Below are 21,346 nucleotides of genomic sequence, written 5' to 3'. Positions count from 1 at the left end.
CTCGCCTCCTATCCTAAGGTTTGAAGATATGCCTTAATGGCATGAAGGAGGTTGGATTCCTCTTGTAGGTATGTGTTAAAGTGCAGGTTATCCATCTCAGTAAGTAGAAACCTTAATTGATCCACATCTTCGGCAACCTGAATGTATCCCTTTTCTCTAAAGGCAGATGAGATTTCAGCTTGATGATCATCTACATGTTCGCCTAATGATTGTCTTCTAGGCATGACGATTACTTTCTTGTTATATTTGAGCGCATTGAGAATAGATCCGATACCACCATGCGTAATGCATACGTCGCACGCTCTCGTCAATTGATCGATCTCTTCCAGTTTGTAAAAGTCAGCATATGTATAATGTCTAGGCTTATAATCCGAATAGCCAATCTGAGCGATAACGGAATCTGTCAGTACGCCTTCTTCTACTAACTGATCAATACAACGTAACAATCGATTGAATTGAAATCTCTGCGTACCTACCGTTATCAGGATCAATATAAGCTCCCCCTGTACGTCCCCGTCGGATAAACATCTCTTAATTGCTCCCATTGAATATAAAATTGATCAGCAATTTTATAAATGAGCCTACCGGTGACACTAGCCGTATACACTTTAGCAAAGCTTTCGATATACACAATTTTCGCCCCGAACAGTTTCCCGAATATGCAGAGTCCTAGGACAGCGCCTGCTCCCGTCGTTATAATGACTTTCGGCCTCTCTTTGAATAGGATATACAAGGACATGAACAAATTAAGAAATAAGTGGAGGAGGAGGAGCGCATTTTTTCTTTCCTGCTGCGTTAAGTAATAGACCCTTTCTTGGTCTTTCAGAGATCGACTCATCTCACTTTGCTCTGTAACTATGAAATAGTTATGTTCAGCAACAGCTGGAATGACCTTCTTCAATTCACCCAAGTGTCCACCAGTAGAACTCGCTAAACAAATCTTCATTGAAGCTCTCTCCTTTCAGAGGATGACTAGAGCGCGCGTTCGGCACACCCGAGTTATCCTCCTTCAAATGGACGAATTCAGACTTCAATTAATAAGCATTTTTGGAACCGAGTAAGGCTCTGAAAGTTCTCAGAATGATTTTGACTTCTAATGAAAGTTTCCGCTCACGAATATACGTCAGATCCAATTCCACCATTTCCTCAAACCCGATGTCGTTCCGACCACTAACTTGCCATAACCCTGTACACCCAGGCGTAACTTGCAGCCGTTGTTTATGATAGGCGCTGTATTGCTCAACTTCACGAAGGAGTGGCGGTCTTGGCCCTACTAAACTCATATCCCCCTTCAACACATTCCATAATTGCGGAAGTTCATCGATACTTGTTCTTCGCATGAATTTCCCGACTTTGGTAATTCGGGGATCTTCTTTCATTTTGAACATATGGCCTTCCATTTCATTCTGATCAAGCAGATCGTTAAGCAACTCTTCTGCATTCGATACCATCGATCTCAACTTATACATATTAAATACTTTCCCATCTTTACCTACTCGCTGCTGATAGAAGAATATGTGTCCCTTCGGATCCTCTATCTTCATACGTATCGCTAGCACAATGAACAAGGGCAGGCAAACAAGCAGTCCCAAACATGCACCTATCATATCCAATACTCGTTTAGCAATGACATAGTAAACCATTGAACTATCTGCTTTCTTCCATCTTGTTCTAGGATAGTATTGGTTTGCCTCGATTACCGATGAATCGTTGGATAATTTAGACATTCGTTTCCCTCCTTCTAGCCAATAGCGCGAGGTGACTTTTCACGTTTCAGCACTTCATTGAGCGCCTGCAAGAGAGGCATTCTAAGCTCATTGTTCCGAAGAGCGAAATCTAACGAAGTAAGGATAAATCCAAGCTTTTCACCTACATCATATCTAATCCCATTAAAATGATAGGCATACACATTCTGTATCTCATTCAGTTTCGAAATGGCATCCGTTAACTGGATTTCTCCCCCAGCGCCACGTTCTTGAAGATCAAGAAACTCAAATATTTCTGGCGTAAGAATGTATCGTCCCATAATGGCAAGTTTGGAAGGTGATGTCCCCGGTTGTGGTTTCTCCACAAGATTGCGAACTTGATACAATTTTCCATTGCGATTCACAGGATCTATGATGCCATATCGTTTGGTTTCTTCCTCAGAGACGGGCTGCACGCCAATGACGGAACATTGTGTCCGTTCATATTGACTCATCAATTGTTTCAAGCAAGGTACTTCCGCCGTTACAATATCATCACCTAGCAACACAGCGAATGGCTCGTTACCGATAAAGCGACGTGCACACCAGACGGCATGACCAAGCCCCTTTGCTTCCTTTTGACGAATATAATGAATATCTACTTTGGCGGGCCTCAGAATTTCCTCGAGCAGCTCCAACTTCCCTTTCTCTGCTAAGGAGTATTCTAATTCAAAGGCATTGTCGAAATGATCCTCGATCGCACGCTTTCCTTTCCCCGTCACAATAATGATGTCTTCAATCCCTGATTCAATCGCTTCTTCTACGATGTATTGGATGGTCGGTTTATCGACAATGGGCAGCATTTCTTTCGGCATCGCTTTCGTTGCGGGTAAGAATCGGGTCCCTAAACCAGCTGCAGGAATAATTGCTTTCCTTACTGTTCTCTCCATCCCCTACTCCTCCTCATATCTCTTCTCTGTCTCTTCTCTATCTATTTAGTCGCCATAATAGTCGTAATAAGCAGCATCACTTTTCTTATGGCGCTTGTTGTTAAGCACGACACCTAGCACTTTCGCCTGCACTCTTTCTAGGTTATGAATTGCCTTCCTAGCCATATCTCGCTTGACCTTCCCATCACGAATGACCATGACAACACCATCACATTTGGTAGCCAAAATTTGTGCGTCGGCCACAGCTAACGTTGGCGGCGAGTCAATAATAATGACATCAAATCTGTCGGCCATTTCCTCTAGGAAAGCGGTCATCTTCTGCGACATGAGCAATTCAGATGGATTCGGAGGGATCGGACCTGAGGGGATAAGGGATAAATTCTCGATCGACGTCTCACAGATGAACTCATCGAACTGGGTTCGGTTCACAATTGCGCTGGTCAAGCCAAACCGATTCGACTTTCCAAAATAATGATGCAGGGTTGGCTTGCGTAAATCGGCGTCAACAATGAGAACCTTCTTTCCCTCTTGTGCATAGGCAACGGATAAGTTAGCAGCTGTCGTTGATTTGCCATCACCAGGCTGCGCCGATGTCACTAAGATGGTCTTCACATTGCGATCAATCGATGAGAACTGAATGTTCGTTCTTAAGGTTCGATACGATTCGGACACTTGCGATTTGGGATGCGATTCCGTAATGAGGGGATGCTTATTGATTAGCGTTCGCATAGACCGTATCAGCCACCTTTCTATGGGATTGCGTAGGTGCTTTGTTAGGCAGATCCTCTGGTTTGACGCTGGCAATGGTAGCAAGTGTAGGTAAGCCAAGATATTGTTCAATATCTGCTTCTGACTGGATGGAATCATCTAGATAATTTAGAAGAAACACGAAGCTAACAGCCAACATCAGAGACACTACGAAGGCAATCACGACATTCATAATCAGATGGGGGGACACAGGGCTTTGATGATCTTCGGGCTTAGCTTCATTCAAAATAACAACATTATCTACTTTCATAATGGAAGGAATTGTAGTTTTGAATACGTCGGAGACGGCATTGACTGCCTTAGCTGCGTGTTCTGGCGAGGAACTTCGAATGGATATGGTCATCACTTGCGTATCAACCGTTGAGCTGACTAGAATCATGTCCTTAAGGTCAGCGCTTGTCAAACCAAGATCGGGATACTTCATAACTACATTGTCGAGGATAGCTGGGGTTAAAATAATTTCCTTATACGTTTTAATCAATAACGCATTCGTCCGTATGGAATCGTAATCGAGATTCTCTCTCCCAGCGATGTCCGTTGATTTATTTACGATGATCTTCGAACTCGCTTCATACAGAGGAGCAATCCCATAGTAGCTCACAAGCCCCGTAACTACACTTGCTAGAAGTACAATGCCGGCAATTAGCCTCATCTTTTTTTGAACAATGGTCAAATATTGTCTGAGTTCAATTTCCATTGTGACCTCCTATCGTGAATGTACTGTTAAAGATCGAGCCGCAGCCAAGTCAAGAAGGAGTCTCTGAGAGACTCTACCTTCTTGGCCCGAAAATCAATTAGCACGAAACATCCATTGTTGTCTTGTTGGCTAGCTCCATGGCATTGATATAGCCACGTACCGCTTTGCCAAATTCATTCTTGAATTGGTACTCCCAGAAACGAAGGGTTTGCAGCACGGTGTTGCCGGTTGACGTTTCTTCATTCAGCCATTCCACAGCATAGACATACCCATTCTCTCTCAGACTCTTTTCACGAAGCACACCGCATAACGAGATCTCTTGGTTATGAAACTTAAATTGGAAACACCAAATCACATTTTCATTTGTGGGCAGACTTAAAGAAGAAGTGAAGCCCATTCGCGATGGACTCATGTCGATGACTTTGAACGGCGTATACTTGGAGTCCAACATTCGACCGTCAATCTGTTTAATATTCATCAAACCATAACAAGGATATTCCAAAATAGTTTCTGAGCATTCTGCCCAAGATGTCGTCATCGATTCACCTCCTCAATGTTACGATATGTATCATTGTGAATATAACTACAGTACGTGCTGACTTCTTTGTGCGATACGTGTGGTAGGGATGGTTTGGACGAGGCGATGTCGATTATCTCTCGTGAGTGAGGGGAGCATGGGTTGGAGTAACTTGGTGGGGCTTCTTCTTCGACTGGTTTTCTTTCCACAACAGAAATTGTTGCACATCCAGTCCCAAATGTCTTAAAACATCGTTAATCTCAAGTGTAACTGGTTTATCTTTTTCCATAAAAGAGCACCACTCCTGATCATGATATGTTCTATGACATTTTATTTTAATTCTGTTTTCAATTTATGATACATTTCGTATCTTGTCAAGATGAAACGAGAAAATTCAATAGATACTCAAAGACTTGCATAGCACGTGTGAAAATCACTTGTTTGTTTTCAAAGTTATGCCCGTAAATCGCCAGATATGATTAGAATCCTGCATGAATTCCAGCAATAAATCTTGTAAGCGCACCCAAGTCTGATAGAATCAGCGCTCTCGTAATATGTCATTTTGCAAAAATAATGTAGAGCTGATCTCCTTCACCTTCACCATATCCGGAATCCAATAATATAACCGTGCGCGCACCAAGGGATCCATCTCATAACCACTATGGCCAGGAACTTGCTTGGTTGTAAAATCGTCTGCTGTCATTCCTTTAAATAGCCAAGCTAAACTTATCATATCGCTATCCTTGAAATTGGTATCCACGATATCTTTCTTAACCTTTGATAGCAGGCTTGCGATCTCTCCAACATGCTCTGGACGCAAAATTTCTGAAGCAACTGTTTTCAATAACTGCGTTTGCTCGCTCTGCCTGTCGAAATCTCCATTCGCAAAAGCGTATCGTTCTCTTACCAGACTCAGTGCCAATTTGCCATCCACGTGCTGCCTGCCTTGAGGGAGTGTCTCTCCAGAATGGAGTAAGTGTATACTCTGTTTAACTTCTACATCCACACCGCCGATGGTATCAATGAAATCCTCAAACCCTTTGAAATTAGTCTTCATGTAATAATTAATGGGAACATCCAGGAAATTGGATACAGTCTGAAGAGCTTCCTTCGTTCCCTCTTCGTTACCGCCTCGCATCTCGCCAAGCATATGTGCATGGTTTATTTTGGTATATCCCACACCTTCAATGTAGACCCGACTGTCCCTGGGAATCGAAATCATATTGATTTTACGCATGCTAGGCATGATGTGTAACACGATAATAACATCCGATCTTGAGTTCTCTGTTCCTCTAGCGTCCGTTCCAAGAAGCAGCACATTGAATGACTTTATCGGTTGAGGGGGGGCTTGCTGCATAACAGAAGGCGTTCCTTCTACAGCAGCAACAGACTGAGTATTCGCAACTCCCTCCTCCATGGGAAGCGATGGCCTGCTTAGAACTGGCACGTCCACTTGCTCAAAGTGATGAATGGGCTCATATTTCCAATAAACACCTAATCCTCCCCCAACGATTCCAACAAAGAGACAGCCTGCAGTGTACATTACCCAACGGCGCATGTAGTCACTCCTTTAAACTTATCTATTTATTAGATACGTATTGTATCGTTGAGGTTGTAGAACTATACTAAGAAAACAAATAATAAGCCACGACTCTTATGCAACTAAGAGAACGTGGCTTATTGGTGGTGACAAGTCCATTTCATGTCTCTCATGTTGCTCCCGCCTTATCCCATTAAATCCAACTCGCAACTGCCATTTCTTCAACAAAGCTCGGCATGTACATGGCATGCATCGTCTCGCATTTCATGCAATGAGCCAATGGGATTGTTGTTTGATAGTAACCTGTCTTAAAAATCTTTCTAGCATAACTCTTATCCATCATTTCGTTGCATTCGACACAAAATACTTTCTCAAGATTAATCATTTCATATCCCCCTCTAATGTATGACTAAATGTCGTAACCTGTTACAATATGTATATATTATTCATTATATGATACATTTCGTAACTTATCAAGGGTTTATTCCTGATTTGAAATACATTTTGTATCTAGTCAAATGAATCTCTGCTTTGATATAATTATCTTCTGGTATACCACGTTAATGATAATGGATATAATAATGAAATGATTATGAACAGTGAGGACTGATCAAGCTGAAATACGGAGATCGCATTGCACTCTTACGTGAAAAAAGAGGACTAACCCAAGAGGACTTATCCGTCAAAATAGGTATTTCCAGGGCATCCCTGTCGCATTATGAGACAAATCGCCGCGAACCTGATTATGAAACTATTAATAAAATCGCAAACTTTTTTAATGTTTCTATCGATTATTTGTTAGGTCGTACAAACCATCAACAAACGGTTTTGGATGAAGACGTACGTGACTTTGTCGAAAATTTGGATTTAACTGACGAGGGAATTCTACAGAAGTTTTCATTAACCGTGGATGGGAAGCGATTATCAGCCGAGGAAGCAAGGAGATTTATTGCTTTTGTTAGGGCTGAGCGTTCATTAGAGTAATTATTAGCTGCTCTCAACGCTCAGCCTTCCATTAATTGTTGACACCGATATACTTTAAAGTCACGGATGGTGCTGACTGATTAAATAAATCTCTAAGAACTGAGACATTTCTCGTTTTGAGGTAGTAATGATAGCCATAGGTCTTACGAAGGGTATGCGTGCCTATATCAGTTAGGCCTACTTGCTTTGCAGCTTGGTTAAGTATGCGATACACACGTATTCGCTTAATAGGGTGCCCCGTACGCTGGGAAGGAAATAAGTAATTGTCTTCATCCATATATTGGACATATTCCTTAATATAAGCCTTCAGCTGCGAAGAAAGCTGGAATGTCTTTACTTTCCCCGTTTTTTCCTCTCTTACACTCACCGTATTTCGATCCGTTACATCTTTTACTTTTAAATAGAGAATATCACTAAGATGGAGTCCTGAATTAATTCCAATTGTGAATAGCAGCCAGTCACGAACCGATTGTTCTTTCAACACTTCTTGAATCTGCTCAATCTTCTCTTGTTCTCTAATTGGTTGAACAACTTGCATGAGTAGCACCTCACATGACCTTAATTAGTTTCATAGGATATGTTACGATATGTATCTATCAATTGGTGACGAACTCATTTTATAGGCATACCACTCCCTTTTCATCTATCATGTTACATATTGTATCATAAATTTAAGAAATGATCTATGCCTTTTACTGTTCTCAAACCCGAAAATTTCATGTATAATTCTTAATAAAGAACAATACTATAGTACTACTATACTAGGAAGAAAGGAGGTTGCGCCATACATGTTCAAAAAAATAGTAAGAATTCCCCTCATCGTTATACTCTTGACTACTATTCTATTTCCTGCATCTGCCTTTGCTTCCGGCTATGATAATGGAAACTCACAAAAGAATAGTCTACTATCTCAATTCATGAATAATTTAAGTAAAATTTTCAATTCAAATACATATGGCAACGCTAACAATAATAACAACAGCAACAACAATCACAATAATAATAACAATAATAATAACAATAATCACAACAACAACAACAACAACAACAACAACAACAACAATAATAACAACAATAATAACAACAATAATAACAATCATAATAACAACAACTGGGACGATTATGATTGGGAAGATTGTTGGGATGATTTCGATTTCGAAAATATTGAATGCGAAGATTCCTTTGACATCTGGAAAAAATGGTTCTGCTATTGATAGAAAAACTCCGCTGCATCCCTTGTGCCGCGGAGTTTTTGACGTTTATATGGAATTCGTCTCAAGGACGAATACAGTAATCTCTGGCCGGCAATTGAAGCGAATGGGTAATAAAGTCGTACCGATTCCGCGGTTGGTGTATACATGGAACTCCGTTCCGTCGAAATTGTACAACCCCATCGAGTACTTCTGTCCTAGGTCTGGCGTGAATACACTGCCATAGAAAGGAATACGTATCTGTCCACCGTGGCTATGACCGGAAAGTTGTAAATCGATAGCGTACTTCGAAGCTAAATCAGCGAAATCAGGCTCATGCGCGAGCAAGAGGGCGAACTCATCTTGGTCTACGCCTTCTAGCGCGAGTGGTAGATTAGGGTTACCGTGGAACATCTCATCCACACCGACGATACGAATGCTTTCTTCTCCTCGGCTGATTTTTCGGTTTTCATTAACGAGTACTTGAAACCCAGATTTCTCTAACACCTCTGTGATACGCTTCGCATCCATACGAAGATCATGATTGCCTAGGACTGCAAATTTCCCATACGGGGCTTGAAGCTGAGATAACACGGGAATCACGTCATCTGATATTTTACCTTGCCTGGAATCGAATAAATCACCAGTAAAAACAAGGATATCAGGCTCTTGTCGCTGCAACAGCTGAACCAATCTAGTTAAGTGTGATAAACCATAATACTTGCTAATATGTGTATCACTGAATTGCACGATTCGCATACCTGCGAATGAAGCTGGGTACCGCTTGTATGATAGTTGGACCGTTGTCGTTTGGATCCAATTCGGCTCTCCAAAAATACCATACGCACCGCTCATCCCCGCTAATACCCCTAATGAACCAACCGCCAATAGACTATGCTTGAGGAATGACCTACGACTTAAGGGGGTATCGTCCATGCTGCGTCCGCCTCCTAACTAGGTCTAAAGACTTGTATCCATACATAATACTACATGATTCTCTTCTTATTTCATGATACAGTTTGTATAATTTTAATGTTAACGGGATTGATTTCGGATAAAAAACGTGCGATAATACATATAACGATACAAAGCGTATCTTACATAGAAAGTTTTGGAGGGGTCAGTTGTGAACATGCTAAAGCAAATGGATAAAGAAGAATATGATGCAGAATGGATTAATCTCATTATAAGCGCTCGTAAGATGGGACTTACCATGGAAGATATTCGCGCATTCTTAAGAAGCCCGTTCCAACCCACGAAACCAACACCAAACGCAAATGAAAATAATCCGTGCATGTCCCCATAAGTTCATATAGCGCAGCTAGCTATTCATCGTTAGGCCGTTTCATTCTCCATTTATTGAAATCCAAAAACTCCCGAAATTGTTGCTTATCAACACCAGAAGACATAGCTTCTTTAATGATTTCGTACCATTCCTCATCTAACTCTCGCTCACCTACAGCTATCTCTTCTTGATCATCGATAAGTCTGTCGACAGGCACCTTTAATACGCCTGCAATCTTCTCTAGAAACTGAATAGAAGGGTTCTTCTGGATATCTCGCTCTAGGCTGCTAATATACGATTTGGCCACACCTGCCCGTTCAGCTAATTCTGTCAGAGACAGACCTTTCTCTTTCCTTAATTGTTGTACACGTTTACCTATCATCGTAGATCTTCCCTTTTAAATGTAGTGGTTGCTCCTATTAGTATAACAGAATTCCTATTAAAGAACAAATTTTGTTCCTAATAAAGAACAATACTAGCCCCCTAAGGGGCTAGTATTTGCTTTCTACCTGATTACAAGGTTCATACAATCTCATTATATCGTCGTTATTTTGTCATTGTGCCATTTCATAAACTCGATCAATATTTTCAACTCATGAATCCGTTCCTTGTTGATTCCGGACTTCTTTAAGTCCGCGATAAAATCCATCCACTCCTGATCAAGCTGCTGGTTGGTTTCCACTTCTACGGCAATTTTCAATAGTATTTTCAGATCAACCTTAAGTACCACAGCGATTTTTTCAATAACATGAATAGACGGATTCTGTTTCAAATTTCTCTCAATGTTGCTTAAATACGACTTGGAAATACCTGTCCGCTCCGAAAGCTCGGACAATGTATACCCCCTTTGCTTGCGAATGCTCGATATATTCTGACCAATCATCGTTATCATCACTCCACAGTGACACTTTTGGCAAGATTTCTGGGCTTATCAATATCACAGCCCCGATATTTAGCAGCATAATAAGAGATTAACTGAACTGGAATTACGGATACCAGAGGAGTTAGCAACGTATGGACGGCAGGCAGTACAATCTGATCACCGGTCTCCTCCGACCCTTCCATGGTAATCATGCACACATGTGCACCTCGAGCCATAATTTCTTGCACATTGCTTCGAACGTTCGCACGAATATGCGGCTGTGTAATCAGAGCTATTGCTGGCGTCCCCTCCTCAACGAGGGCAATTGTGCCGTGCTTGAGTTCCCCGCCTGCGAATCCTTCTGCTTGGATATAGGAAATCTCTTTCAGCTTTAACGCACCTTCTAAGGCAACATAATAATCTACCCCTCGGCCGATAAAGAAGCAATTGCGTGAGGAAGTCAGGTATTGCCATACGACTTCTTCCATCATCTCTTTCTTATTAATTAGAATTTCCATGGCGTTCGCTGCGATACTCAGTTCATGGAAAGGATCTACGCCATGCCACTGCGCCTTGGCATTCTCTCTTACGCTACCGAAGGCAAGCAGCGCTAATACAGCAATCTGTGCTGTATAGGCTTTGGTAGAAGCTACAGCAATCTCTGGTCCTGCGTGCGTTAACAACGTATAATCTGCTTCACGAGAAAGTGTCGAACCAGGTACGTTCGTAATCGTGACGGCAGGATATCCCATCTGTTTAATCGCAACCAAGACACCTCGACTATCTGCCGTCTCACCGCTCTGCGAAATAAAGATAAACAGAGGATTCGCGGACAGAATAGGCCTGTTATAGAGAAACTCGCTGGCGATATGGGCTTCAACCGGGATGCTCGCGATGTTCTCAATCAATTGCTTGCCAACTAATCCAGCATGATAACTAGTTCCACAAGCAATGACATAGATGCGATCCGCCATCATCACGCGTTCACGCAACTGCGGGTCAATCCGGATCCCACCTTGGTCATCCTGATATTTGGAGATCACCTTGCGAATAACGGCTGGCTGCTCGTCAATTTCCTTGAGCATATAGTGAGCGTATAATCCCTTCTCTATATCGCTTGCATCCAGCTTTACTTGGAAAGGTCTTCTCTGAATGATTTCACCGTTCAGTTTCTTAATGTTCTTGGTATGCTGACGTAGAATAACCATTTCTTCATCCATTAATTCAACGAATTGATTCGTTAGCTGCAGCATCGCCATCGCATCGCTCGCAATCACATGGAAATCGGATCCAAGTCCGATGAGCAGTGGGCTCTTATTTTTGCCAACATAAATCGTTCCCGTGTCCTGACTGTCTAAAATAGCAACAGCATAGGAACCTTTCATCGCTAGAAGCAACTGCCGAAAAGCCTCCTCGACAGATAAGCCACTTTCCACAAGCTGCTCCATCTTCTGCACAATGACTTCCGTGTCCGTATCACTGGAGAAAGGAATATGCGAGAGGGACTTCTCCTTCAGCTCTTGATAATTCTCAATTACACCATTATGTACGACCGTGAATCTACCATTGTGGCTTTGATGAGGATGCGCATTGCGTTTACTAGGTTTGCCATGCGTAGCCCACCTCGTATGCCCGATTCCCACCCGCGCCCCCTGTTCCAAGTCAATCACTTCGCGAAGCGCTGCAATTCGACCTTTCTCTTTGTACACGTGTAGCCCGCTGTCGTTCAGAATAGCAATACCCGAAGAGTCATACCCTCGATATTCTAACTTTTCTAATCCCTTAACCAAAATTTCCTTCGCATCCTGATTGCCGATATATCCTACAATTCCGCACATGCGCATGTCCTCCCCTTCGAAATTCTTAATAAAGAACAATAAGTCAGTATATAGGAATAATTGAATAGAATTGTCTATGTATTCATACGTTTGTACAGAAGGGAGGAATTCATGCCATGACTTCATTTTGGATAAACGTATGGAGAAAGGTGATACGTAGGTACCATACATTCATGCATGACTACAACTCTATCCTCTATCACGACTGTCTCGACATTCCAATGAAAATTATGATATTTCAAAAAATGCATCATCATCGGTTGAAAATGGACGAATATTCATAGGCCAACTCATTATTTAAGCACTGATACTCTTCGCCTTAAGTATGGAATTCTGAATACATGCAATGACCCGATCTTGCTCTTCTTCAGCCATACTCGAACCTGAAGGCAGGCATAAACCTGATTGGAATAATCGCTCTGACACATTATCGTTGTCACTATGCGGATAATAAGGAATCCCTTCGAATAAAGGCTGCATATGCAGCGGCTTCCAAACGAGACGAGCCTCGATATTCTCTTCCGCGAGGAGTTCTATTATTCTTTCCACCGATACACCGGCTTCTTTCGCATCGATTGTTAGCGCTGTCAACCACCGATTCGACCTCGTATTCGGTATCTCTGGCATAAATTGAATGCCTGGCAAATGCGCTAACTCGTTGTAATAACGTTCAAATACAGCACGCCTAGCGGTCACTCTCTCTTCCAGCACAGCCAGCTGAGCACGGCCAACACCAGCTAATATATTGCTCATCCGATAATTATAGCCCATCTGACTGTGTTGATAATGCAAAGCATAATCGCGTGCTTGTGTAGCAAGAAAGCGTGCTTTATTCAGACCATCAACATCGTTGGATACCAACATGCCTCCACCTGACGTGGAAATAATCTTATTCCCATTGAAGGAATAAATGCCAAATTTGCCAAATGAACCGCTTGCTCTTCCTTTATAAGTTGAACCCAATGATTCCGCCGCGTCCTCAATCAGGGGCACATGGAATAATTTACACAGCGCTACGATTTCGTCCATTTTGGCACTTTGACCATATAAATTAACGACTATGATCGCTTTGGGCAGTTTCCCAATACGCGCGGCTTCATACAAAGCACGTTCCAATGCCTGCGGAGACATGTTCCACGTTTCTGGCTCTGAATCGATAAACACAGGGGTTGCACCCACATAAACAATCGGATTCGCACTGGCAACAAACGTCAGACTTGAACAAAAGACGGTATCTCCCTCAGCAACATCTAATAGACGTAAGGCTAAGTGGATGGCCGCTGTTCCTGAACTAACTGCTGCCGCATCAACAAGACCGACATGGCTTGCGATCTCTTTCTCGAACGCATCGACATGCGGACCTAGCGGAGCGATCCAATTTGTATCAAAAGCGTCCTGGATAAACGCCATCTCATTGCCACTCATATGCGGAGGAGATAGATAGATTCGTTTTTTGTTGGTAAACATGATATAAACACACCTTTCATTCACTCTTTTTTAGTAATAAGGATTGCTGGGGTGCCAATTGCGGTTCGAAATGAGGGAACATCACGGATAACTGTAGCTCCCGCTCCTACTGTAGCCCATTCGCCAATCTGCCTACTTGGGATAATGGTGGCTCCTGCCCCGATCATACTTCCTTCTTGAATCACAACCGCCCCTGTCAACGTTGCTTTAGGCGCAATATGAACATAGTCTGCAATCTGACAGTCATGTTCAACAATGGATCCCGTATTCACAACGGCATGGTGACCAATATGGGCATCTGCATGAATAACCGAATTCGCCATAATGACAGAACCATGACCTAGTGCTGCACTTGGACTAATGACGGCTGTCTCATGAATCAAGGTGACATAGTCTTCATGTGGTAAGCCTAATTTCATAACAATAGATTTCCTTATTTCGTTATTACCAATGGCAACCACCCATTTCAACTCATGACTGAGATCCCTCAATTGATGAGCTGCTGAGATCGGTCCCTGATACAGGCCATCTCTGTAAGTGAATTCCGAATACTTATCATCTAACATGGCTACGACTTGATTCAATGGATTTAATCTAATGATATCCCTGATAACCTTGCTATGACCACCTTCGCCAATGACAACAATATTCACAAGAGTCCACATCGCTTCATGACAAATTTGATCCTGAGAACTTCTCCATCGTTACATGATTTCCATGACTGACGCCTTCCGATTTCAAGACTTTGCCGACGGTTAACACCAATATTTTGAGGTCCAACATAAAGCTCCTATTCTCTACATACCAAATATCAAGCTCAAATTTCGCTTCCCACGAAATCGCGTTTCTGCCATGCACTTGGGCCCACCCCGTAATCCCAGGACGAACCAAATGACGCTTCGCTTGTTCTTTGGAATACAGAGGTAAATAATCCATTAGGAGCGGCCTTGGCCCAACAAGACTCAAATCACCTTTAATGACATTGACCAATTGTAATAATTCATCCAGACTGAATTTTCTAAGAAAATGGCCGAATGGTGTTAATCTTATTGCATCCGGCAATAGATTACCCTCGGAGTCTCTGGCATCCGTCATGGATCTCAATTTTAATATGTTGATGGGTTTCTCGTATAGGCCTGGTCTTTGCTGCCTAAAGATAACTGGCGAGCCAAGCTTCAACCGAATCAGAAGAGCAACAATACCGATAATCGGTAGAAATACTAGTAATAATGTGATTGCGACACTGACATCAAATAGTCTTTTCATAATCGTTGAACTCCCACTCAGCTTTGCCATAAAGCTCGACTTCAAACGGTCAAACTTCCAAGCAAAATAATTTACTTTCTTGATCTCATGACCATCTACAGCGACCAACCACTGATTCTCATCCAACTGAAGCTGGTCTATATGATGCATCCCGTCTTTTCTCCAATCCATCTCTTGCTTGGAACCACGTAAGACAAGTGAAACTTCCTCTTCTTCATACTTATCTTCGGAGAGTGTATGTACTTTAAACATTCGGACAGAGTCTCCATAATGCGGATAGTCGGCTTGTGTATATCTGTACAGAACACCATCTGAAACAATGAGTCTCCCACCAGGACGACTAATGATATGATTGTTTACGATGACTGGACTTTGAACATGCTCCAACCACGGCCCCTCCAACTGATCTGCATGAAGGACATGAAGATTCCCCTCACCTGTCCCTGTAAACATCCACCATCTATCATGCATATTCACAATAGAAGGATCGAGGTACTTTCCTTCCTTGAGCTCAGACGCCACTTCCCATTCATAAGGAAATTGGGTGGCTTTGTATAGAAGAATGCGATTCGATTCCGCCGTTTCCGGCAACATGTACATCTCATTATTATGAAGAAACACTTGCGGGTAAGATAAATGAAATTTCTCGCGCAACACGACCTGTCGATATGTCCATTCGCTCCCATTGGAACTGGTTGCTACACCAATTTCTCCTTTACCAGTTGCTTTGTTAAGAATTTCAAAGAAGAGAAGAAATTCTGCGTTATGCTGAATAATGAAAGGATCAGCAACAAACTCAGCAGGTACATCCGTTACATCGGATGCTTGGAGGCTTGGCATTGCCAACTTATGCTTCTGGGGCTCACTAGCCATTACACTATCTGAAATAAATACAGTAATTGACCACAACGACACAATCATTCCATTCCGCAACAGAGCATACCAATTCTTAAATCTTCTAAAGTCCATTGCACGAATGATCGACAAGCTAATTCCTCCTTATATATTTGCGAGCATTTCGTTCTCGACTAGGTAACCACGCGGGTTACTGGTTTGCCAACGCCACGAATCCAGACACATTTCATCAATGCCTTTAAGAGCAATCCATCCTAATTCTCGTTCAGCCTTGGTAGGATCCGAGTAACATACCCCAATATCACCAGCCCTGCGTGCAGCTATCTGATAGGGAACACGCCTGCCAGTTACACGCTCGAAGGTCTGGACCATTTCCAATACACTGTAACCTTGCCCTGTTCCCAGATTGTAGGCTTCAACGCCCGTTGTTTCCATAACCTTCTCAAGTGCCTTCAAGTGCCCTTGTGCTAAATCCACTACATGGATATAATCTCTAACACCTGTACCATCTGTCGTTGCATAATCATTGCCATATATCTGCAGTTCCTTAAGACTGCCAACAGCCACTTGTGTGATATAAGGCATGAGATTGTTAGGAATTCCATTCGGATCCTCACCTAATCGACCACTCGCATGAGCCCCAATTGGGTTAAAATAACGCAATAGCGCAATACTCCATGTTGCATCTGAGACATGAAGATCCCTCATGATTTCCTCAATCATGAGCTTGGTTCGACCATACGCATTCGTTGCTCCTAGCGGCGCATCCTCAGTAATGGGGACATGTTCTGACGTACCATACACCGTCGCAGATGAACTAAACACAATCTTCTTCACGCCATATTCTTGCATAATTTCACACAAGACGATGGAACCCGAGATATTATTATGATAGTAGCGTAAGGGCACAGAAACAGATTCGCCAACCGCCTTAAGCCCTGCCAAATGAATGACCGCTTCAATCTTATGGTTGCGAAATATACCCTCCATGTCCGGTCGATTGTTCAAACTAACAGGATAGAACGCGAAATCTTTACCCGTAAGCTCTGTTACTCGCAGCAAGGACTCTGCACTGCTATTACTTAAATTATCAACGACAACGATGTCATACCCCGCATTCAATAACTCCACACATGTGTGACTTCCAATATAGCCTGCTCCACCCGTTACGAGAATTGCCATCGTGATATCCTCCTATCATTCATTTAGAATTTAAAATAATCGCTTTGATAAATAATGTTTAACGTAACTACATTTTCAAAATAGAAATACACGAGATAAAAGCCCAAAATGACATAATACATAAATTTTTGTTGTCTCTTAGCAAATAGACTAATGACCCAAGACATGAGAATAACGTTGTATAAACCGAAATAAATGGTAAACCTCGCGAAAATCCAGTTCTGCGTCGCTACAGCCATCACCACGAAATTCAGCAAAGACATGTTTACGACATAGTCACCATAGGGAAATATTTCCCGAAGCTTATCTCTTCCGATAAATGCAAATATGAGGGGAATCGCACTAATGACTACACGAATAACACTGGCCCCACCCTCTTGAAAATTCTGGTATTCACCGTAATGTGTATCTGCAATAGCTGTAAAGATTGCGTCGGATAAGACGCTATAGCCAATTATCAGAATCACAGCAAGTGTTAATAGAACGAACGTAGAGGATGTCCAAGCTTTTCTTCTCACGATGAAATAGATGGGGATGAGGATTAGAGCACTGCCGTGAAATAAGGAGCCAAAAGCAACAACAAGAAAGTATTTCTTCCAATTTCCTTCGAATAGGAATTTCGATGCAGCGAAAACAATGGCTGAAGCTAGGAATTGCCGAACACCGTTCATGGATACAATGTACAGGCCTGAAGTGATATAAATGAAAATACTGAGTTCAAATAATTTGGAATATTTGTACAACACATACACGATGAGTACGTTGGTTACTAACGCAGTGATAAAGATTAATAACTGCGGATCATTCGTAAATGATTTCAGTATCATTTGAAGAATACCGAAACCAATATCCTTTTCTGCCATGACTTCTTCCCAAGTAAAATCACTTAATGTGTAGGAATACATATAGAAGAACGTATCTCCAATGTTGTTGCGCAGCCCTGCAATTAAGACGAATGTCACCATCACAATAGCTGTCAGCCACTGATTAGGTTTCATCCATAACAGACCTGAACTAACACGTACAGGTTTTGCAATCTGCCTAGAGAAATAGGAAGCAATATAAACAACGACCAAGTTAAGCCATAATATAGCCATGTGAATTCCCTTCCTGATAGCTTAAGAGATTCTTGATTTGCGGCTAACATACCAATAGAGCATGCAGCCAAGCGGGATCGCAAGGAATGTAAGGAGTTTAGCAGGTGTTTCTCTCATAAACCGACGATTGCCAGATATCATACTGCTAGACACATAATGAATACACTGTTTGAATTTAAAAGATAAGGAGGCAAAGGGTAGCTTCATGAGCTCTTTCCGGTAGAAGGCAAAGCCTCGGGGGTTCTTGGCATACTGCTTTACCATGTTTAATGAAGAGCCATCCGGCAAATATTCCACACAGCAGAGAACTTCGTTCAAGAGGAGCATTTCATATTGTTGATCCAATTTATAATACTTGTAAGCTAAACCTACATATTTCTCGTTATCAAAAATGGGGTAAGGATAAGCTCGCGTTAACTCGCTTCGGTACACTAACTTCTTATCTCCCGTCACGCCATGCTTACTATACAGTTCGAATAGCGTCGATCGCTCAAGGTACTCAGGCAGCTTGGTACCAATAATTCGCCCATCTGTATAGGAATCGAGCCCGATCAAACCGCTAACCTGATCACTGCCATGTTCCTCCCAGAAAGTAAGAATATGCTCTACTGCATTCGGTGGCATATAGTCATCCGAATCTATACATACATTCAGTTCTGTATCAATCAATTGATAAGCTGTATTGTGCGCGCCATGCATACCTTGATTATCTTGACGGTGGTATCGGATCCTAATCACATCCTCTTTAATCCAGCCAGCCACTACCTGATCTGTATGGTCTGTTGAGCCATCGTCAATGATAAGCCATACGAAATCCCTCGAAGTTTGCTTCTTCAAGTTCTCATAACAATTCGGAAGACAATACGCACGATTATACGTTGGAGTAAAAACAGTAAGCTTTGTCATCTCTTCACCTCGAAATACCTAGATAAAAACCTTCTGTCCAAGCAGCCGTGTTGCGGATATCATACCCCTGGTTAGATAAGGAGGAAGCAGGTATGTGCCTGGATTTGTTCCTGGCCATCACAACCTTCATCTGATGAACCCAAATCTCTTTATCCGCGAGTGGCAATCGCTCTACTAATCGAATGCCCATATCCACTTCTTGTGTAATCTCATCCGAGATCATGCAAGGCAGTCCCGCGCCTTGTGCCTCAATAAGCGTCACGGGCAAGCCTTCATGTAAGGAGGGGAATACAAACATGTCTAGCCCCTGAAGCAAATGTGCAATATCGCTGCGTACGCCAAGGAATTTGACTTTATCCTGCAAACGAAGCATCTTCACTTTTCTCTGCATCTCTTCTCGAAGAGGTCCATCACCTGCTAGTACAAGCATCGTATTAGGTTTCTCTCGATGCAATTCTGCAAATACATCGATAAGGAAGGTGTGATTCTTCTGATGATTGAATCTGCCCACATGACCAAGTACGAAAGAGTCCGGAGGAATTTGCAACTCTCGTCTTACTTCCTCTCTTACTACTGGTGAATAAGCGAATTGTTCACTCTCGATTCCATTCTTCACTAACACCACATTGCTCCGCTGATTTGCGAATAGCCACTGCGCTGCTTTATTTGAGCAAGCTAGAAAATGAGTGGCACAGGAAGCGATGAACGTACCTGCAAACCATTTATATGCTTTAGCCGCTATGCCGCCTTCACTGCTTGTATTGTGACTATGTGCAATGCGAATGGGGATACCAGCCTTCTTGGCAGAACGTAATACAAAGCCACTCATTTTATCCATATGCGCGTGTACAATTCTGTAAGTAGTATGCGTATCGAAGAATTGATTTAAGGCTTGGATATACTTGGCGTGTCCAATTTCCGACACATAGGGAATTCTATGAATCATCCCTCCCATCTCGGTAATCTCCGAATCATAGGCTCCTGCTTTACACGTTAGAAAATCGAATTGAATTTTCGTTCGATCTACATTCCGATATAAATTCATAAGAAGGGTTTCAGCGCCCCCTCTGTTCATATTGACAACAACATGCAGAATTCTTATTGGATCGCCCACATGACCTCCACCTTTTCATCCATAAATCGGGAATATATCGCGCTTTTCTGATGTAATACTCGATCAATAGCGTATTTGGCTTCGATCATTTGTCTCCCATTCGATCCTAATCGAGTCCGTAACTCCTTATCACCAACTAAGAGCAAGAGCTTCTCCGCCATTGTTTTGTGATCATTAGGGGGGGTTAGCCAACCATTTTCACCATTATGTACAAGTTCTCTGTGACCTCTGTTCTCACTCGCTACTACAGGAAGACCACAGGCCATCGCTTCCATCATGTTCACGGGCAAGCCTTCACGTAGACTTGAAGCAACAGCAATGTCACACACAGGCGCCAACTGATCTATATCTGTACGATAACCAAGGAATTCCACTTGTTGATCAACCTGAAGTTCCTTAGCAAGTTCTTGACATTGCTCTTGTAGTGCGCCTACTCCAGCCAGTAACAGTTTGACATGAGGAGCTTCATTGCGAATATGAGCTAATGCGCGTATAAGCTGATGTTGATTCTTATTGGAATTAAATTCTGCCGCATAAAATAAAAGAATATCCGATGGCAGATAGCCCATGGATACTTTATGTGCAGCTCTATGCAGTTCATCCATCTGTTGAAACTGTGTTGTATTCACGCCTACTCCATGCACATGCTCAATCTGGTTCGCACGGAACCGGCGATTCTTAGCAAGTGCGTAATCTTCCTCATTGATCGTAATCAAACAATCTGTATAATAAGATAAGAATTTCTCTAATGGATAATAAGCTAACCAATGAAATAAAGGAGCACCTTGGCAAAAATGAAAACCATGCGCGGTATAAATAACCTTGGTCCCCTTCTTACGGGCAGATCGTGCAGCTAAGCGTGCCAGTACACCTCCCATTGGTGTATGGCAATGGATAATGTCATACTTGTTCGCAGTAAGAATGGACTTCAGTGCCCCATAAGCCTCCAAATTCGTACGATGTAGAGGCGATCTCTGAATCGGAATGTCAAACTTCGTATCGACATAGGGGAGTTCTATATTTCCACTTGCAGCAACATGAACCTCGAAACCCTGGTCCTTGAACCATTTCAAGTAAGGTAGATGGAAGGCACGGAAGTGATAATCAACCGTGGCACAGAACAATACTTTTTTAGTCATCGCC

At 42.4% G+C, this 21,346-nt stretch carries 26 protein-coding genes and 1 pseudogene; 3 read left to right on the top strand and 24 right to left on the bottom strand.

Annotated features, from left to right (window positions below; genetic code table 11):
* Positions 1–8 precede the first annotated feature (8 nt).
* The 10 genes from pssE to AC58PV_RS17275 form a co-directional block, all read right to left on the bottom strand.
* A complete protein-coding gene (gene pssE, locus AC58PV_RS17320) occupies positions 9–491 on the bottom strand; it encodes a PssE/Cps14G family polysaccharide biosynthesis glycosyltransferase (protein ID WP_497433460.1) in 483 nt (160 codons plus the stop codon).
* Positions 488–946, bottom strand: a complete 459-nt coding sequence (gene pssD, locus AC58PV_RS17315; protein WP_497433459.1) for a PssD/Cps14F family polysaccharide biosynthesis glycosyltransferase — start codon at positions 944–946, stop codon at positions 488–490. Before pssD ends, pssE begins: the two co-directional genes overlap by 4 nt.
* A gap of 88 nt (positions 947–1,034) precedes the next feature.
* Positions 1,035–1,727 carry a sugar transferase gene (locus AC58PV_RS17310; RefSeq protein ID WP_497433458.1) on the bottom strand — a complete coding sequence of 231 codons (693 nt, stop codon included), beginning with the start codon at positions 1,725–1,727 and terminating at the stop codon, positions 1,035–1,037.
* 14 nt (positions 1,728–1,741) lie between these two features.
* Positions 1,742–2,635 (bottom strand): UTP--glucose-1-phosphate uridylyltransferase GalU, encoded by an 894-nt coding sequence (gene galU, locus AC58PV_RS17305; protein ID WP_497433457.1) that lies wholly within the window; start codon positions 2,633–2,635, stop codon positions 1,742–1,744.
* Between the two features lie 45 nt (positions 2,636–2,680).
* Positions 2,681–3,364, bottom strand: a complete 684-nt coding sequence (locus AC58PV_RS17300; protein WP_497433455.1) for a CpsD/CapB family tyrosine-protein kinase — start codon at positions 3,362–3,364, stop codon at positions 2,681–2,683.
* Positions 3,345–4,100 carry a YveK family protein gene (locus tag AC58PV_RS17295; protein ID WP_497433454.1) on the bottom strand — a complete coding sequence of 252 codons (756 nt, stop codon included), beginning with the start codon at positions 4,098–4,100 and terminating at the stop codon, positions 3,345–3,347. Before AC58PV_RS17295 ends, AC58PV_RS17300 begins: the two co-directional genes overlap by 20 nt.
* 97 nt (positions 4,101–4,197) lie before the next feature.
* A complete protein-coding gene (locus AC58PV_RS17290) occupies positions 4,198–4,638 on the bottom strand; it encodes a hypothetical protein (RefSeq protein ID WP_497433453.1) in 441 nt (146 codons plus the stop codon).
* Positions 4,639–4,750: 112 nt separating this feature from the next.
* Complete coding sequence (locus AC58PV_RS17285) at positions 4,751–4,906, bottom strand: hypothetical protein (protein ID WP_497433452.1); 156 nt, start codon at positions 4,904–4,906, stop codon at positions 4,751–4,753.
* A gap of 249 nt (positions 4,907–5,155) precedes the next feature.
* Positions 5,156–6,175 (bottom strand): LCP family protein, encoded by a 1,020-nt coding sequence (locus tag AC58PV_RS17280; RefSeq protein WP_497433451.1) that lies wholly within the window; start codon positions 6,173–6,175, stop codon positions 5,156–5,158.
* Positions 6,176–6,350: 175 nt separating this feature from the next.
* Positions 6,351–6,542, bottom strand: coding sequence for a hypothetical protein (locus tag AC58PV_RS17275; protein ID WP_497433450.1), 192 nt, complete (start codon positions 6,540–6,542; stop codon positions 6,351–6,353).
* 230 nt (positions 6,543–6,772) lie between these two features.
* Here AC58PV_RS17275 and AC58PV_RS17270 point away from each other — a divergent pair, with 230 nt between their 5' ends.
* A complete protein-coding gene (locus AC58PV_RS17270) occupies positions 6,773–7,141 on the top strand; it encodes a helix-turn-helix domain-containing protein (RefSeq protein WP_082595196.1) in 369 nt (122 codons plus the stop codon).
* 31 nt (positions 7,142–7,172) lie between these two features.
* On the opposite strand, the gene AC58PV_RS17265 is transcribed toward AC58PV_RS17270, so the two are convergent.
* The gene (locus AC58PV_RS17265) at positions 7,173–7,679 is read right to left on the bottom strand and encodes a tyrosine-type recombinase/integrase (protein ID WP_068666583.1); all 507 of its coding nucleotides are present in this window, start codon (positions 7,677–7,679) and stop codon (positions 7,173–7,175) included.
* Between the two features lie 250 nt (positions 7,680–7,929).
* Between AC58PV_RS17265 and AC58PV_RS17260 the strand changes: the two genes are divergently transcribed.
* Entirely contained in the window at positions 7,930–8,355 is a 426-nt protein-coding gene (locus AC58PV_RS17260; protein WP_497433448.1) for a hypothetical protein, read from the top strand.
* Between the two features lie 45 nt (positions 8,356–8,400).
* On the opposite strand, the gene AC58PV_RS17255 is transcribed toward AC58PV_RS17260, so the two are convergent.
* Positions 8,401–9,267: a metallophosphoesterase gene (locus AC58PV_RS17255; RefSeq protein WP_497433447.1), complete on the bottom strand. Its 867-nt coding sequence runs from the start codon at positions 9,265–9,267 to the stop codon at positions 8,401–8,403.
* Positions 9,268–9,463: 196 nt separating this feature from the next.
* Here AC58PV_RS17255 and AC58PV_RS17250 point away from each other — a divergent pair, with 196 nt between their 5' ends.
* Positions 9,464–9,637, top strand: a complete 174-nt coding sequence (locus tag AC58PV_RS17250) for an anti-repressor SinI family protein (RefSeq protein ID WP_497433734.1) — start codon at positions 9,464–9,466, stop codon at positions 9,635–9,637.
* A gap of 19 nt (positions 9,638–9,656) precedes the next feature.
* Here AC58PV_RS17250 and AC58PV_RS17245 read toward each other — a convergent pair whose 3' ends face one another.
* From AC58PV_RS17245 to AC58PV_RS17190, 12 genes and pseudogenes are all read right to left on the bottom strand, one after another.
* Positions 9,657–9,998 carry a helix-turn-helix domain-containing protein gene (locus AC58PV_RS17245; RefSeq protein WP_068666591.1) on the bottom strand — a complete coding sequence of 114 codons (342 nt, stop codon included), beginning with the start codon at positions 9,996–9,998 and terminating at the stop codon, positions 9,657–9,659.
* A 153-nt stretch (positions 9,999–10,151) separates the two neighbouring features.
* Positions 10,152–10,499, bottom strand: a complete 348-nt coding sequence (locus AC58PV_RS17240) for a helix-turn-helix domain-containing protein (RefSeq protein WP_497433446.1) — start codon at positions 10,497–10,499, stop codon at positions 10,152–10,154.
* 8 nt (positions 10,500–10,507) lie between these two features.
* Complete coding sequence (glmS, locus tag AC58PV_RS17235; RefSeq protein ID WP_497433445.1) at positions 10,508–12,316, bottom strand: glutamine--fructose-6-phosphate transaminase (isomerizing); 1,809 nt, start codon at positions 12,314–12,316, stop codon at positions 10,508–10,510.
* A gap of 297 nt (positions 12,317–12,613) precedes the next feature.
* The gene (locus tag AC58PV_RS17230; protein WP_497433443.1) at positions 12,614–13,783 is read right to left on the bottom strand and encodes a DegT/DnrJ/EryC1/StrS family aminotransferase; all 1,170 of its coding nucleotides are present in this window, start codon (positions 13,781–13,783) and stop codon (positions 12,614–12,616) included.
* A 20-nt stretch (positions 13,784–13,803) separates the two neighbouring features.
* Entirely contained in the window at positions 13,804–14,436 is a 633-nt protein-coding gene (locus AC58PV_RS17225; RefSeq protein WP_497433442.1) for an acetyltransferase, read from the bottom strand.
* Positions 14,437–14,452: 16 nt separating this feature from the next.
* Positions 14,453–15,049 carry a sugar transferase gene (locus AC58PV_RS17220; protein WP_497433733.1) on the bottom strand — a complete coding sequence of 199 codons (597 nt, stop codon included), beginning with the start codon at positions 15,047–15,049 and terminating at the stop codon, positions 14,453–14,455.
* Between the two features lie 102 nt (positions 15,050–15,151).
* Positions 15,152–15,889 (bottom strand): annotated as a pseudogene (locus AC58PV_RS17215) (glucosamine inositolphosphorylceramide transferase family protein); the annotation flags it as partial.
* A gap of 159 nt (positions 15,890–16,048) precedes the next feature.
* Positions 16,049–17,086 carry a UDP-glucose 4-epimerase GalE gene (gene galE / locus AC58PV_RS17210; protein ID WP_497433441.1) on the bottom strand — a complete coding sequence of 346 codons (1,038 nt, stop codon included), beginning with the start codon at positions 17,084–17,086 and terminating at the stop codon, positions 16,049–16,051.
* Between the two features lie 23 nt (positions 17,087–17,109).
* On the bottom strand, positions 17,110–18,183 hold the full coding sequence (locus AC58PV_RS17205; protein WP_497433440.1) for an EpsG family protein: 1,074 nt from the start codon (positions 18,181–18,183) through the stop codon (positions 17,110–17,112).
* Positions 18,184–18,204: 21 nt separating this feature from the next.
* Positions 18,205–19,089, bottom strand: a complete 885-nt coding sequence (locus tag AC58PV_RS17200) for a glycosyltransferase family 2 protein (RefSeq protein WP_497433439.1) — start codon at positions 19,087–19,089, stop codon at positions 18,205–18,207.
* 4 nt (positions 19,090–19,093) lie between these two features.
* The gene (locus tag AC58PV_RS17195; protein WP_497433437.1) at positions 19,094–20,203 is read right to left on the bottom strand and encodes a glycosyltransferase family 1 protein; all 1,110 of its coding nucleotides are present in this window, start codon (positions 20,201–20,203) and stop codon (positions 19,094–19,096) included.
* The gene (locus AC58PV_RS17190; RefSeq protein WP_497433436.1) at positions 20,188–21,342 is read right to left on the bottom strand and encodes a glycosyltransferase family 4 protein; all 1,155 of its coding nucleotides are present in this window, start codon (positions 21,340–21,342) and stop codon (positions 20,188–20,190) included. Before AC58PV_RS17190 ends, AC58PV_RS17195 begins: the two co-directional genes overlap by 16 nt.
* Positions 21,343–21,346 lie beyond the last annotated feature (4 nt).

Source organism: Paenibacillus sp. J22FR83 (assembly GCF_059691955.1).
This window is presented reverse-complemented; position numbering and strand designations above follow the sequence as displayed.

Excerpts from the sequence above, each read along its gene's own strand:
- glmS (WP_497433445.1), bottom strand. The coding sequence starts at position 12,316 with ATGTGCGGAATTGTAGGATATATCGGCAATCAGGATGCGAAGGAAATT.
- AC58PV_RS17250 (WP_497433734.1), top strand. The coding sequence starts at position 9,464 with ATGCTAAAGCAAATGGATAAAGAAGAATATGATGCAGAATGGATTAAT.
- AC58PV_RS17300 (WP_497433455.1), bottom strand. The coding sequence starts at position 3,364 with ATGCGAACGCTAATCAATAAGCATCCCCTCATTACGGAATCGCATCCC.
- AC58PV_RS17190 (WP_497433436.1), bottom strand. The coding sequence starts at position 21,342 with ATGACTAAAAAAGTATTGTTCTGTGCCACGGTTGATTATCACTTCCGT.
- AC58PV_RS17260 (WP_497433448.1), top strand. The coding sequence starts at position 7,930 with ATGTTCAAAAAAATAGTAAGAATTCCCCTCATCGTTATACTCTTGACT.
- galU (WP_497433457.1), bottom strand. The coding sequence starts at position 2,635 with ATGGAGAGAACAGTAAGGAAAGCAATTATTCCTGCAGCTGGTTTAGGG.
- AC58PV_RS17220 (WP_497433733.1), bottom strand. The coding sequence starts at position 15,049 with ATGAAAAGACTATTTGATGTCAGTGTCGCAATCACATTATTACTAGTA.
- AC58PV_RS17205 (WP_497433440.1), bottom strand. The coding sequence starts at position 18,183 with ATGGCTATATTATGGCTTAACTTGGTCGTTGTTTATATTGCTTCCTAT.
- AC58PV_RS17255 (WP_497433447.1), bottom strand. The coding sequence starts at position 9,267 with ATGGACGATACCCCCTTAAGTCGTAGGTCATTCCTCAAGCATAGTCTA.
- galE (WP_497433441.1), bottom strand. The coding sequence starts at position 17,086 with ATGGCAATTCTCGTAACGGGTGGAGCAGGCTATATTGGAAGTCACACA.
- AC58PV_RS17200 (WP_497433439.1), bottom strand. The coding sequence starts at position 19,089 with ATGACAAAGCTTACTGTTTTTACTCCAACGTATAATCGTGCGTATTGT.
- AC58PV_RS17240 (WP_497433446.1), bottom strand. The coding sequence starts at position 10,499 with ATGATTGGTCAGAATATATCGAGCATTCGCAAGCAAAGGGGGTATACA.
- AC58PV_RS17285 (WP_497433452.1), bottom strand. The coding sequence starts at position 4,906 with ATGGAAAAAGATAAACCAGTTACACTTGAGATTAACGATGTTTTAAGA.
- AC58PV_RS17310 (WP_497433458.1), bottom strand. The coding sequence starts at position 1,727 with ATGTCTAAATTATCCAACGATTCATCGGTAATCGAGGCAAACCAATAC.
- pssD (WP_497433459.1), bottom strand. The coding sequence starts at position 946 with ATGAAGATTTGTTTAGCGAGTTCTACTGGTGGACACTTGGGTGAATTG.
- AC58PV_RS17275 (WP_497433450.1), bottom strand. The coding sequence starts at position 6,542 with ATGATTAATCTTGAGAAAGTATTTTGTGTCGAATGCAACGAAATGATG.
- AC58PV_RS17230 (WP_497433443.1), bottom strand. The coding sequence starts at position 13,783 with ATGTTTACCAACAAAAAACGAATCTATCTATCTCCTCCGCATATGAGT.
- AC58PV_RS17245 (WP_068666591.1), bottom strand. The coding sequence starts at position 9,998 with ATGATAGGTAAACGTGTACAACAATTAAGGAAAGAGAAAGGTCTGTCT.
- AC58PV_RS17290 (WP_497433453.1), bottom strand. The coding sequence starts at position 4,638 with ATGACGACATCTTGGGCAGAATGCTCAGAAACTATTTTGGAATATCCT.
- AC58PV_RS17265 (WP_068666583.1), bottom strand. The coding sequence starts at position 7,679 with ATGCAAGTTGTTCAACCAATTAGAGAACAAGAGAAGATTGAGCAGATT.
- AC58PV_RS17295 (WP_497433454.1), bottom strand. The coding sequence starts at position 4,100 with ATGGAAATTGAACTCAGACAATATTTGACCATTGTTCAAAAAAAGATG.
- AC58PV_RS17280 (WP_497433451.1), bottom strand. The coding sequence starts at position 6,175 with ATGCGCCGTTGGGTAATGTACACTGCAGGCTGTCTCTTTGTTGGAATC.